The sequence below is a fragment of the Agromyces sp. LHK192 genome, from assembly GCF_004006235.1.
Taxonomy (GTDB): domain Bacteria; phylum Actinomycetota; class Actinomycetes; order Actinomycetales; family Microbacteriaceae; genus Agromyces.
Window position 1 is genome coordinate 2,623,450 of the sequence record NZ_CP034753.1, and the last position, 13,139, is coordinate 2,636,588.

Below are 13,139 nucleotides of genomic sequence, written 5' to 3' on the forward strand. Positions count from 1 at the left end.
GGTTTCCACCTCTCGACGCGGCTCTGACGGAGTCGGCGGGAAGGCGTGGCGGTCGCCGATCGGGCGAGGTTGCCTGCTTAAGCTGTGTGCCATGGCCAGACCCCCTCTCACTCTAGCCGCGTTGGCCACGGCGGCGGTGCCCGGCCTGGAGGTGCGGGCAGCGGCCGCGCACAGCCGCCGGTCGCAGGGCGGATTCGACGCCGTACTGCTCCGGGCGACCGACGAGCGGCTGCTCCTGATCCGCGTACCGCGCTCGCAGGCGGCCGAGAGCGAGCAGTCCGCAGACCTCGTCGCGCTTCGCGCACTGACGACCGGCATCCGCAACAGGCTGCCGTTCGCCGTGCCCGTGTTCGTCGGGCAGGCCCCCGTCGACGGCACCCGCGCCGTCGTCACCGACTTCATCTCCGGGGCGCCGCGCACCGCCGACGAGCTGACCGCCCACGTGCCACTCGCCGAGTCCGTCGGCTTCGCCGTCGCGGCGATCCACGGCCTGCCGGGCGGGTTCGTCGGCGACGCCGGGCTCCCCCGTCGCAGTGCGGCCGAATGCCGCGACGACGTCGTGGCGCTGATCGGCCGCGCCGCCGACAGCGGCCGGCTCCCCAGCGCGCTGCTGCGCCGGTGGGAGGAGGCGACCGACGACGCCGCGCTGTGGAGGTTCGAGCCGACCGTCGTCAACGGCGGGCTCGGCGCCGACGCCATCCTCGTCGACGGCGATCACGTCACCGGCGTCATCGGCTGGTCGAACCTCTCCGTGGGCGACCCGGCACGCGACCTGCACTGGCTGCTCACCTCCCGGGGCCAGTCGGCCGACCGCGCGCTCGCCGCCTACCAGGTCGCGCGCGAGGGGGCATCCGATGAGCACCTGCCCCGCCGCGCCCTGCTCTACGCGGAGCTCGAACTCGCGAGGTGGCTGCTGCACGGCGTCGACTCCCGCGACGAGTCGGTGATCGCCGACGCGGTGTCGCTCCTGGACGGACTCGTCGCGAGCGTGCACGACCGATCGAGCGAACCGCTCGCCGCCGACACCGGGCCGATCCTCGCGGTCGGCGACGTGGAGCGCCTGCTCGAAGCGACGCCGCGGGACCACGTGCCCCGGGAAGCCGGCGGCGCGCTGCTCACCGACGCGTACGACTTCCGCGACCTCCAGCGCGTCGGCGAAGACCAGGTCGGCGACCTCACGGCACCGATCCCCCTCGACCTCAGCGACTGGGGCGACGCGTCGCCGTCGGGGCGTCCGGCGCCGGAACGATCAGCGCCGGACGCGCCCGACCCTTCGGCGGCGGAGTCCGACCCATCGGCGGCCGAGTCCGACCCGTCGGACTCACCCGGTCAGTCGCGCATCGACCGCTGATCCCGCGTCGCGCGGTGCCGTCGCCTCGGCCCAGGCCCGCCGCAGCGCCGCCTCGTCGCTGATCTCGGTCGGCCGGATCACCCGGTCGTCCTCCACGAAGTAGAAGCACGCGTCGATCGCCTCGACCGGCACGCCCGACCACGTCGAGTACGCGAGGCGGTAGAGCGCGAGCTGCGTCTGCTTGAGCTCGAGGTCTCGCGCGTCGCGCGGCGCCTTGCCGGTCTTCCAGTCGACGACCTGGTGACGGATGCCCTGCCGCCCGAGCTCCGACGACGGTTCGACGTCGTACACCGCGTCGAGCTTGCAGATGAACACGTGGTCGCCCATCGGCAGGTGGAGTTCGAGCTCGACCGCCGACGGCCGGACACCGCCCCACTCGGAGGCTTCGAACGTCGCCTGCAGGTCGCGCAGGCGAGCTGATGCGGGGTCGGTCGTCGACGCCTCGACCTGGCCGCCGACCACCTCGCCGAGCAGGTCGTCGTCCGACGCCCAGAGCCGCTCGTCGGCCGCGACGCCGTCGAGCGCGTCGATCGCCTCGGCGTCGCCTTCGCCCGTCGACCGGTGTTCGACCCAGCGGTGGAACAGCGTGCCGATGCGCGTGGCGCGGAACGGGCGCTGCGGCATCGGGCGGCGAAGCTGGTCGGCGACGGCCGCCGGGTCGTCGATGTAGTCCTTGAAGCGCGACGCCGGAACGCGAACCGGGATCGCGGTCGATTCGGGGCCGAGCTGGCGACGTCGCCGCTCCTCGAGGAGCAGGTCGAGTTCGGCGCGCAGCACCGGGCCGATGCCGTCGCCGGTGGGCCGCTCCGCGGCCTGCCGGACCGCGAGGGCTGCGGACTCGACCGCAGCGCGGCGCGACCCCAACGGGTCGAGCGGCCAGCTCACCGTCGAGACCCGATCCGCCGCGGGATTCTGCTCGTACGCGGACGCGACCGGCAGCGCCGCCGCCGGGACGATGCCGGCCTGCACGAGCTCGTGCAGGTACGGGCTCGGCCGCCGCGGCGTCTTCTGGGTCGCCCACCACGACCCGGTCAACAGGAGCGCATCACGTGCACGGGTGACGGCGACGTATGCGAGGCGGCGCTCCTCCTCGGCGTCGCGCGAGGCGTTCTCGGCCCGGAACGCCGTGACGGCCTCGTCGAACTCGTGCTGGCTCTGCGAGCCGCGCCACACCAGCTCGGGCAACTCGTCGCGGTCGCCCTTGAAGTCGTTCGGCAGCGAGCCGATCGCGATCCACCCCGCGGTCGTGCGCGGCTTCGCCGGCAGCTCGTCGTCGACCAGGCGGGGAATCGCCACGAGGTCCCACTCGAGGCCCTTCGACCCGTGGATGGTGAGCACCTGCACGGCACCGGGCTCGGGCTCGTCCTGCCGGGGGGCGAGGCGATCGCGCTGCTCCGCCTCGGTGAGCCAGCCGAGGAACGCGCCGAGCGTGGGCAGCTCGGAGACCTCGACGAACCCGGTGAGCAGGTCGTCGAACGCCTCCATGCTGGGTCGTCCGAGCGGCTGGTCGGCATTGGCGCTCACCTCGATGTCGAGGAGGAGTTCCTGCTGCACGAGCGCCACGAAGTCGACGAGCCCGAGACCGGCACGCCGTCGCAGCGCCTGGAGCTGCGCCCCCGCCCGACGCATTCGGGCGAGGCCGGGCTCGCTGAACCCGGCGAGGGCGCGGTGCCCGTCGGGCGTGGAGGTCAGCATGTCGAGCGCGTCGACGATCGACGGCGACTCCTCCGGGGCGATCGAGTCGCGGATGCCCTGCCGAACGTCCGGCTCGAGGCGCCGGCTGGCGGCGTCGCGTTCGACCAGCCATCGCGCGAGCCCGCGGAGTGCGGCGAGGTCGGCGGGCCCGATGCGCCAGCGCGCACCGGCCAGCAGGCGCAGCAGTTCGGCGCCCGCGGTCGGGTCGTGCAGCACCCGGAGCGCGCAGACGAGGTCGGCGATGACGGGCTGGTCGAGCAGCCCGGCGATGCCGAGCACGTGCACCGGCACGCCGCGCTCGCGCAGCGCATGCACGAAGACGCCGACGTTCGAGAAGGTGCGGCACAGCAGCGCTCCCGAGGCCACGCGATCCGCCGTGCGGGCGAGGCCGTCGGCGAACCAGTCGGCGACGCGTTCGGCCTCCTCCTCGATCGTCTCGTGCCAGGACACGTCGATGACCCCGTCTCCTGCGAACGGCGAGGCCGTCAGCGGCGCCTTCGCGACCCCGGAGTCGAGCGGGGCGATCAGCGCATTCGCGGCATCGAGCACGGTGCGCGGATTGCGCCAGCTCGTCGAGAGGTCGAACACCGAGGTGTCGCCCGCCGAGTGACCGTCCCCGCCCCCGCCGCCGCCCCCGCCGAAGTCGCCGCCGAATCGCGCGAGGTTCGCCGCGCTCGCGCCGCGCCATCCGTAGATCGACTGGTCGGGGTCGCCCACCGCCATGACCGGAGTGCCGCCGAAGAGGGTCGACAGGAGCCGGGTCTGCACGACGGACGTGTCCTGGTACTCGTCGAGCAGCACCGACCGATAGCGCTCCCGGTATCCGGCGACCACCTCCGGGTGCGCCCGGCAGATCGTGAGGGCGAGCGCGACCTGATCGCTGAACTCGACGTAGCCGCGCTCGCGCTTGGCGCGGGCGAAGTCGTCGGCGAGTTCGAGCAGCGGCGGAAGCGCCCCCACGACCCCGAGCGCCTTCGTGAACGACTCGTACGGCGTGCGCTTGCGCGGCGCACCGATCGGCAGGTCGCCGAGCGCGAGGAAGTCGCGCGTCCACGCGACCACGTCGCGCGAGTCGGCCACGTTCTCGGCGAGCGCACGGCTGAGGCCCAGCACGGCTTCGGTGACGCGGTCGAGCGACAGGTCGAGTTCGACGAGGCGCGGGTCGGCCGACTGCGCGGCGACCTGTCGCGCGAGCTGCCACGCGGATGCCTCGCCGAGGACGGCGGCGTCCGGCTCGCGGCCGATCAGGAGCGCGTGCTCGCGGTAGATGGCGCTCGCGAAGGAGTGGTAGGTGCCGACGGCAGCCGCCTCGAGCGGATCGAGGTCGAGGTCGGCGATGCCGCCTGCGACGAGTTGCGCGACGCGCTCGCGGATGCGGTCCGCCAGTTCGGCCGCGGCCTTGCGCGTGAAGGTGAGTCCGAGCACCTCGGGGACGTCGACGTGGCCGTTCGCGAGCAGCCAGACGACGCGGTTGGCCATCGTCTCGGTCTTGCCGCTGCCGGCACCGGCGACGACGAGGTGCCGACCCGCCGGGTCGGCCTCGATGACGGCGCGCTGCTCTGCGGTCGGCACGTGCAGGCCGAGCCTCGTGGCGATCTCGTCGGCGCCGATCACGGGCGCGTCGGCGCGGATCACGGCCGCGTCGGCGCGGATCACGGGCGCGTCGGCGCTCGTCACGGCCGCGTCGGCGCTCATGCCGACACCGCCGGGACTACCTGCACCCGGTACTGCCAACCGGCGAACCGCGACCGGAACGGCAGTTCGGCGGCGGTCGCGAACGTCGCGCCCGCCATCACGCGGGCCACGGCGTCGAGGCGCGCGTGGAACGCGTCCTCGGCCTCGTCGTCGAAGGGCTGCTGAGCGCGCTCGGAGTAGGCGACCTGGCCGGTCGGCTTGGCGACGTACACGAGCTTCGCCCCGCCCGATCGGCCGGCGGTCGCGACGACGCCGCCGCGCGCGGCGAGCTGGTACGCCCCGAGCTGCGGGTGCTTCGACGTCTCGGGGCCGGTCGGCGGGCGCGAACCCGTCTTGAGGTCGACGATCACCGTCGTGCCGTCGGGCGACGCCTCGACCCGGTCGATCGTGCCCGTGATGCGCGCCCGCCCCGCGACGATCGTGAACCGCCCCTCGGCGCCGAGCAGCACCTTGCCGTCGTCGGCGAAGGCCTCCAGGTACGCCGAAGCCCCCTCGGTCATGCGGCGAGCGCCTCGGCGTTCGCGTTCGGCGACCCAGCCCGCCTCGACGTGCAGGGTCGCGAGCCGCCGCTCGACCTCGACCCACAGCGTCTCGACGCTCACGTCGCCGTCGTCACGGGCACCGGCCGCCTCGACGACGGCGTGCACGATCGTGCCGATCGAGGCCGCGAGGCCCGACGGCGGCGATGCGACGTGGTCGACGAACCAGCCGAGGGCCGACTCCTCGGCACGGTCGATCTGCGACGGCGAGACGTCGACGACAGCCTCGGGGTCGCTGTCGAGGTCGACGAGGGGCGCCGTGGTCGACGGCTCGCGGAGCCCGTACCACTCGTCGGGGTGCGCACCCGGGATGCCGGCTTCGGCCAGCATCGCCAGGGCCGCCGGCGCCTCGCCGGCGCGCGCCGACGCCACGGCGGTGCCGGGCGTCGCACGGGCGGCCGCGACGGCCTCCCCGCGGAGCGCGCCCACCAGCCCGCGCAGGTGCAGCGGCCTGCGCCGGCCGGGCTTGCGCCGCACCGGGGCGTACCCCATGAGCACCGACGGCTGCTCGTCGTCGTTCGCGGTGCACGCGAGCACGAGCTGACGGGTCGCCCGGGAGGCGGCGAGCGCGAAGAGCCGGAGCTCGTCGCTGCGGACCGAGGCCCGAGCCTCACCCGCCGTCTCCGGTTGCGGCATCGGCTCTCCGGCCCGTGCCGCCGCGATCGCGCGCGGCAGGAGCTCGGTGTGCAGGAGCGTGCCGCGCGGACGCAGGTTCGGCCAGACGCCCTCCTGGAGGCCCGCGACGACGACGACCTCGAAGTCCCGGCCGACGAGCGCGGCGGGCGTGCCGACGAACACCGTCTCGGCGCTGCGCTGCGGCGCCAGGGAGTCCTCCGGAAGTTCGCTGGCGAGCACCTCGTCGATGAAGCGGCCCGCGGGCGCCCCGGGCGAACGCTCGACGAAGCGCTGCGCCGCGGCGAAGAGCGCGACCCCGGCATCGAGCGAACGGTTCGCCTCCTCGGCGAGCACGCCCGTTCCCGCGGCCTGGCCCGCCCACTCGGTCGCCAGTCCGCTGCCGTCCCAGAGCGCCCAGAGGACCTCCTCGACGGTGCCCCCGCGGCCGGCGACGCCGCGCGCGGATGCCAGGACCTTCGCGAGTCGGCCCGCGCGCCGGGCCGGCGCTGCGTCGACCGTCTCGAACCCGCCCGGTGCGCCGAGCGCGTCGACGAGCAGTTCGTCGGCCGTGCGGTTGCCGCCGCCTGCGAGCTCTTCGTGGCGGAGCGACAGGCGCAGCCGGCGCAGGCCGACGGCGTCGAGCCGGCCGAGCGGTCCGGTGAGCAGGTCCACCGCGAGTTCGCCGGTGAGTTCCTCACGCCCGAGGGCGATCGACGCGGCACCGAGCAGCGACGCGGCGACCGGGGCATCCTTCAGCGGGGTGCGCGCGATCGCGCCGGCCGTCGGCACGTCGGCGAGCGCGAGCCCGCGCTCGAACGAGGGCACGTCGCCGCCCGAGCGGAGCACGACCGCCATCTGCGACCACGGGATGCCGCCGAGCAGGTGGTGCTCGCGCAGGAGGGCCGCGATCGACTGGCACTCGGCCGCGTGCGAGGCCGCCTCGATGCCGAGGACGGGGGCGAGCGGGTCGTCGTCGGATGCGTCGCCGCTCCCGGCCGCCGACCGGTGCGTGCCGCCCAGTGCCGCGCCGATTCGGCCGGTCACCTCGGCGACGAGGCCGTGCAGCGCGGGACGGCCTCGATGCCGGACCTCCAGGTCGATACGTTCGACCGGCACCCTTCCGGAGCCGGCGGCCCCGGCGAGCGTGCTGCCGAGCGAACCCAGCAGTTCGGGGCGCCCCCCGCGGAACCCGTTGCCGGCGACGTCGGGGTCGCCGAGCGCGATCACGGCGACCCCTCGGGCCGCGAACCCGGCCAGGAGGGCGGCCGCGGCCTGCGTGGCCTCCTGCGCGTCGTCCACGACGATCAGCCGGATCCGTGCGAGCGTGCCGAGGGCCTGCTCGGACTCGACGTCGCCGGCCGCCGCCGCGGCGAGGATCGCCGACGCGTACGAGCCGAGCTCGGCCGAGTCGTACTGGGCGCCGCGCACGAGCTCCTTCACGTCGGCGTACTCGTCGAGGAAGTTCCCGGCGGCCTGCCACTCGGGCCGCCCGGCCAGGGCCCCGAGCCGTCCGAGCGCGTCGCCGTCGACCCCGTGCTCGACGGCGCGCATGACGAGCTCGCGCAGCTCGGCGCGGAACCCGCGGAGCCGCCGCACGTCGTCGCTCAGCGGCGACGGCCATTCCGGTCCGCCGCCGTCGCGGACCGCGGCCTCGAGCAGCTCGGCGATGAGCTGGTCGTGCTCCGCGCCGGTCAGGAGCGTCACCGGCTCGCCCGAATGCGCACGCACGAGCTGGAACGCGATGGAGTTCGCCGTGCGCGCGAGCGGGCCGCGCGTCGTCAGCCCCAGGCGCACGGCGAGGCGGTCGCGCAGCGCCGTGGCGGTCGCCCGGCTCGCGGAGATCACGAGCACCTCGTCGACGTCGTAGCCGCGCCGTTCGACCCGTTCGGCGACGACCTCGATCGCGAGGGTCGTCTTGCCCGTGCCGGGCGCGCCGAAGACGGCTGCGGAGGCGCCGTCGGGCAGCGCGAGCACTCGCGCGGCGGCCCCATCGACGAACATCGCGCGCCCGGCGTCGTCGTGCCCGGCGTCGTCGTGCCCGGCGTGGTCCGGCCCGGCGGACGGGTCGAGCACAGCGCGCGCGGCGGCGGGGGCGACGGCGGGCGCGTCGAGCAGGCCGGCCGACGAGGGGGCGCCTTCCGGATGGGGCGAATCGGGCATGCCGCCACGGTAACCGGGCCCGCCGACACGGCCCGCCGCGCCTCGCGGGTTCTGCCGACAGTGAACGCCGAGACGGTGCCCACGCTGCGTGCCATAGTGTTGCAGGCACGACAGAAAGGCGCACCGTGGACGTTCGCATCGGCATCCAGAACTCCCCCCGAGAGCTCGGCTTCGAGTCCTCGCAGACCGCTGCCGAGATCGAGCAGGCCGTCGCGGCCGCGCTCTCCGGCCAAGCGGCGCTGCTCAAGCTCGCCGACGAGAAGGGCACGACCTACGTCGTCCCCGCCGCCGCGCTGGCCTACGTCGAGATCGGCTCGGAGGAGTCGCGCCGCATCGGCTTCGTGGCCTGATGGAACTGCTCTTCGTCACGCTCGGGGGTGCGATCCTCGGCGCGATCGCGCGGTACACGCTGCCGAAGCGCCACAGCTACGGGTCGGTGCTCGTCCCCGCGATCGGCGCGGGTGTCGCCGCGATCGTCTGGGTCGCGCTGACCTGGCTCGGCTGGGCCTGGGACGGCGGCTGGATCTGGGTCGTCTCGCTCGTGGTCGCCGGCCTCGCGGCCGGGGCATCCGCGCTCCTGATCGCGCCGCGCCGCGAACACGCCGACGCCGCGCTGTTCGAGCGGCTCTCGAAGCCGGCGACGGCGGCGACGACCGCGCGCTGAGCGCGCGCCGTTCCCGGCGAGCGACCGCTACGCCGTGAGCCCGAGCGCGTCCATGCGACGCGTGTGGTCGGCGATGAGTTCGGTGAACACCGGCTCGATCTCCTCCTGACCGGGCGCGCCCGGCCCGGATCCGCGGAGGGCCGACCGCGCGATGAGCAGCGCGTCGCCGACGAGGCTGCGCCCCCACAGGGCGAGGCGGTCGGCGAGTCCGGGCTGCTCGGCGATGCCGCGTTCCAGTTCGCGGCGGAGCACGTCGCCGGCACCCTCCTCGGCGAGGATCCCGCGCACCCGATCGCCGAGATCGCGCGGCAGGCCCTCGGCCAGCCGACCGAAGAACCCGTCGAGGATGCCCGTGGTGACGTGGATGCCGAGCAGCAGCTCGTACCAGTCGGCGCCCGAGCTCGTCTCGCGGAACCGGTCGGTCGCCGGCGCGAACGGCGCCATCACCTCGACAGGCTCGACGCCCTCGCGACGCAGCTCGGCGATCAGCGCGTGGTGCTTGCGCAGTGCGACGCCGGCCGCGGCGGAGAGCCCCTCCTTCGCGCCGAGCGTCGGCGCCGTGGCGACCGCGCGGGCGAGGGACTCGAACGCCTCGAGCTGGATGTAGGCGGCCTGGCCGAGGAACGGGATGGGTTCCGGGACCAGTTCGGTGAAGTCGACCTTCGTCAGGGAGGTCGGAACCACACGGGGTCGCAGCAGCGGGACCTCGCGCGAGCCGCGTCGACCTGACCAGAACACCACGCAGGACAGCATAACCGGGGAGTCTTCCTCGACTCCGTTAGGCTGGACGGCGTACGCGGGCGATGGAACCGCGACCGTGCGCCTGCGGAATCGATCAGGGCGCACCCCCCGAAACACCGACAGGCGGAACATCCGTGACCACGTTCACCGAACTCGGCGTGGCGTCAGACATCGTCGACGCGCTCGCCGGGAAGGGCATCTCCGATGCCTTCCCCATCCAGGAGCAGACCATCCCCCTCGCCCTCACGGGCCAGGACATCATCGGCCAGGCCAAGACCGGAACGGGCAAGACCTTCGGGTTCGGCCTGCCGCTGATCCAGCGGCTCGGCGACGACCCGGAGCCCGGCGTGAAGGCTCTGGTCGTGGTCCCCACGCGCGAACTGTGCGTGCAGGTGACCGAAGACCTCGAGCTCGCGACCTCGAACCGGCCGACGAAGGTCGTCGCGATCTACGGCGGCAAGGCGTACGAGGGGCAGATCGAGCAGATCAAGGCGGGTGCGCAGATCGTCGTCGGCACGCCCGGCCGCCTGCTCGACCTCGCGAGCCAGCGCCTGCTCGACCTGGGCAAGGTCCAGGAGATGGTGCTGGACGAGGCCGACAAGATGCTCGACCTCGGCTTCCTGCCCGACATCGAGAAGCTGTTCGCGAAGACCCCTGCCGTGCGTCACACCATGCTCTTCTCGGCGACCATGCCGGGGCAGATCGTCGCGCTCGCGCGCCGCTTCATGTCGAAGCCGATCCACATCCGCGCGAACGACCCCGATGAGGGCCTCACCCAGGCGAACATCAAGCACCTCATCTACCGGGCGCACTCGCTCGACAAGGACGAGGTGATCTCGCGCATCCTGCAGGCCGAGGGCCGCGGCAAGACCGTGATCTTCACGCGGACGAAGCGCGCGGCGGCGAAGCTCGTCGAGGAACTGGGAGATCGCGGATTCAACGCCGCGGCGGTGCACGGCGACCTCAACCAGGACCAGCGCGAGCGCGCGATGGCGGCGTTCAAGGCCGGCAAGAAGGACGTGCTGATCGCCACGGATGTCGCGGCGCGCGGCATCGACGTCGACGACGTCACCCACGTGATCAACCACACCATCCCGGACGACGACAAGACGTACCTGCACCGCGCGGGTCGCACGGGCCGTGCCGGCAAGACCGGCATCGCGGTGACGTTCGTCGACTGGGACGACCTGCACAAGTGGGCGCTCATCAACCGGGCCCTCGAGTTCGGCCAGCCCGAGCCGGTCGAGACGTACTCGTCGAGCCCGCACCTCTACACCGACCTGGGCATCCCGGAGGGCACGAAGGGCCGGCTGAAGCCGGCCGCTCCGGCCGCCGCCCCGACGCGGTCGTCGACGGCGGGCCGTACCGAGTCCGAGGGGTCGGGCGACCGCTCGGCCCGCTCGCGGACCCGTCGCCGCACCCGCAACGGGCGTCCGGCCGGCGAGGGCACGACGTCGGACGTCGCCGGCGGCTCCGCCGCGGCGCCGGCGAAGGACCCGGGGTCGGGCACGCACGACGGCAAGGGCCACGAGCACCACGACGGCAACGCCGCGGCTCCTCGCCGCCGCCGTCGTCGTCGCGGCGGCTCGGGTGCGGGCGGCGGCCAGTCCACGCCCGCCCAGCAGGGCTGACGAGAGGCCTACGGCAGGACCGGCGCCGAGCCGCTCGCCTCGGCGACGATGCGCGCGACGACGTCTGCGGCCGTACGGCATTCGCCCAGCCGGTTCGGCTTGCCCGCCCCGTGGTAGTCGCTCGACCCGGTGACGACGAGCCCGAACCGCTTCGCGAGCTCGCGCAGGCGCGGCTTGGAGTCCTCGCGGTTCTCGGGATGGTCGACCTCGAGGCCGAACAGGCCCGCATCGACCAGCTGCCCGAGTCGCCGATCGGGGATGACGCGCTCGGCGCCCCTGGTGCCGGGGTGGGCGAGCACCGGCACCCCGCCCGCCGCACGGATCAGCCTGACGCCGGTGAGCGGATCCGGTGCGTAGTGCGGGGCCGCATACCCGGAACTCGGGTGCAGGATGCCCGCGAACGCGTCCGACCGGGTGGGCACGTGGCCACGGGCGACGAGCGCGTCGGCGATGTGCGGCCGCCCGATCGTGGTGCCCTCGACGGTCTGGGCGAGGACGTCCTCCCAGCTCAAGTCGTAGTCGCGTGAGATGCGCCGCACGATCTCCTCGGCGCGCGTGATGCGCGATTCCCGGATGCGCGCGGTCTCGGCGATGAGCCGGTCGTCGAGCGGGTCGATGAGGTAGCCGAGGAGGTGCACGCTCGTGAATCCCTCGCGGGTCGAGAGCTCCATGCCGGGGATGAGCGCGACGCCCGAGTCCGGCACCGCCGCAGCGGCCTCGGCCCAGCCCGCGGTGGAGTCGTGGTCGGTGAGCGCGATCGCGCCGAGGCCGGCGGCGGCGGCCTCGGCCATGAGGGCGGCGGGCGCGACCGTGCCGTCGGAGACGACCGAGTGCACGTGCAGGTCGGCCTCGCCGAGGGGTTCCGGGACAGCCGCGACCATCCTCCAATGCTAGCCACGGGTTCGCAGCGCACTCCCAGCCGCGCCACGGGTCACGACCGGACCGAACGGGCCGGCGCTGGCTACGCTGGAAGGATGCTCCCCCGCATCCTCGGCTGGGCCGTGGTGCTCGTCTCGCTCGTCGTCGGCGCGATCCTCGCCTGGCCGCAGGCGTTCGGACTCCAGAACCAGTGGATCGCCGCGCACGTCGTCGCGCTGCGCGGCGCGGCCGCCGCGGTCGCGGTCGTCGGCGTGGTGCTGTTCGGAGCGCTCGCCATCGGCCGCCGCACACGTCGGTTCGGCATCGCGATGGCGGTCGTGCTCGCACTGTTCGCGGGCGCGAACGTCGCCGTCCTCACGGCGCGCGGCTTCGGATCGACGGATGCCTCGGCCGGGGCATCCGACGACGCGGCATCCGACGGCGCATCAGAGGTGACGGTGCTGGCCTGGAACACGCTCGGCGAGGTGCCCGACGCGCAGACCATCGCCGACCTGGCGCTCGACGAGGGCGCCGACGTCATCGCGCTGCCCGAGACGACCGACCCGCTCGGCGAGGAGGTCGCGATCGCGATGCGCGACGGCGGCCGGCCGATGTGGGTGCACACGCTCGCGTTCGACGACATCGCGAAGGCACGGTCGACGACACTGCTGATCAGCCCCGACCTCGGCGACCACGACGTGACGAGCGGCGAATGGCCGGGACCCCCCGACAACACGAACACCCTGCCGACGGTCGTCGCCGACCCGGTCGACGGCGAGGGCCCGCGCATCGTCGCCGTGCACGCGGTCGCGCCGATCCGATGGGAGCTGCGCAACTGGCGCAGCGACCTCGACTTCATCGCCGAACTGTGCGCGGGCGACGACGTGATCCTGGCGGGCGACTTCAACGCCACCCTCGACCATTTCGCGGGCCGCGGCGTGGACGGCGGCGACCTCGGGCGCTGCCGCGATGCCGCGCTCGCGGGCGGTGCGGCGGGACTCGGCACCTGGCCGACGGACGTGCCGCCGTTCTTCGGCAGCCCGATCGACCACGTCCTCGCGACGCCGAACTGGGAAGTCGCCGGATTCCGGGTCGTCGGCGAACTCGACGCGGCGGGCAGCGACCACCGACCGATCGTCACGACGCTCGTCCGGGTCGGCTGAGCCTACTCCGCCACCTGCGGACAGCGC

The 13,139-nt window shown here is 74.0% G+C and carries 9 protein-coding genes; 5 read left to right on the plus strand and 4 right to left on the minus strand.

Going from position 1 to position 13,139, the window contains the following annotated elements:
• Positions 1–121: 121 nt before the first annotated feature.
• Entirely contained in the window at positions 122–1,351 is a 1,230-nt protein-coding gene (locus ELQ40_RS11845; RefSeq protein ID WP_240665769.1) for a phosphotransferase, read from the plus strand.
• On the opposite strand, the gene ELQ40_RS11850 is transcribed toward ELQ40_RS11845, so the two are convergent.
• Both ELQ40_RS11850 and ELQ40_RS11855 read right to left on the minus strand, forming a co-directional pair.
• A complete protein-coding gene (locus ELQ40_RS11850) occupies positions 1,322–4,741 on the minus strand; it encodes an ATP-dependent DNA helicase (RefSeq protein WP_205649329.1) in 3,420 nt (1,139 codons plus the stop codon). The genes ELQ40_RS11845 and ELQ40_RS11850 overlap by 30 nt on opposite strands.
• Positions 4,738–8,055 carry a UrvD/REP family ATP-dependent DNA helicase gene (locus tag ELQ40_RS11855; RefSeq protein WP_240665770.1) on the minus strand — a complete coding sequence of 1,106 codons (3,318 nt, stop codon included), beginning with the start codon at positions 8,053–8,055 and terminating at the stop codon, positions 4,738–4,740. The genes ELQ40_RS11850 and ELQ40_RS11855 overlap by 4 nt, the downstream gene beginning before the upstream one ends.
• 125 nt (positions 8,056–8,180) lie before the next feature.
• Here ELQ40_RS11855 and ELQ40_RS11860 point away from each other — a divergent pair, with 125 nt between their 5' ends.
• Together ELQ40_RS11860 and ELQ40_RS11865 are read left to right on the plus strand one after the other, a co-directional pair.
• Positions 8,181–8,405, plus strand: coding sequence for a DUF3107 domain-containing protein (locus tag ELQ40_RS11860; RefSeq protein WP_127793866.1), 225 nt, complete (start codon positions 8,181–8,183; stop codon positions 8,403–8,405).
• Positions 8,405–8,719, plus strand: coding sequence for a hypothetical protein (locus ELQ40_RS11865; RefSeq protein ID WP_205649330.1), 315 nt, complete (start codon positions 8,405–8,407; stop codon positions 8,717–8,719). Before ELQ40_RS11860 ends, ELQ40_RS11865 begins: the two co-directional genes overlap by 1 nt.
• A 27-nt stretch (positions 8,720–8,746) precedes the next feature.
• On the opposite strand, the gene ELQ40_RS11870 is transcribed toward ELQ40_RS11865, so the two are convergent.
• A complete protein-coding gene (locus ELQ40_RS11870) occupies positions 8,747–9,460 on the minus strand; it encodes a ferritin-like fold-containing protein (RefSeq protein WP_240665772.1) in 714 nt (237 codons plus the stop codon).
• A gap of 134 nt (positions 9,461–9,594) precedes the next feature.
• Here ELQ40_RS11870 and ELQ40_RS11875 point away from each other — a divergent pair, with 134 nt between their 5' ends.
• Positions 9,595–11,091, plus strand: coding sequence for a DEAD/DEAH box helicase (locus ELQ40_RS11875; protein WP_205649331.1), 1,497 nt, complete (start codon positions 9,595–9,597; stop codon positions 11,089–11,091).
• 8 nt (positions 11,092–11,099) lie between these two features.
• On the opposite strand, the gene ELQ40_RS11880 is transcribed toward ELQ40_RS11875, so the two are convergent.
• The gene (locus ELQ40_RS11880; RefSeq protein WP_127793869.1) at positions 11,100–11,972 is read right to left on the minus strand and encodes a PHP domain-containing protein; all 873 of its coding nucleotides are present in this window, start codon (positions 11,970–11,972) and stop codon (positions 11,100–11,102) included.
• 93 nt (positions 11,973–12,065) lie between these two features.
• Between ELQ40_RS11880 and ELQ40_RS11885 the strand changes: the two genes are divergently transcribed.
• The gene (locus ELQ40_RS11885) at positions 12,066–13,112 is read left to right on the plus strand and encodes an endonuclease/exonuclease/phosphatase family protein (RefSeq protein ID WP_127793870.1); all 1,047 of its coding nucleotides are present in this window, start codon (positions 12,066–12,068) and stop codon (positions 13,110–13,112) included.
• Positions 13,113–13,139: the final 27 nt, after the last annotated feature.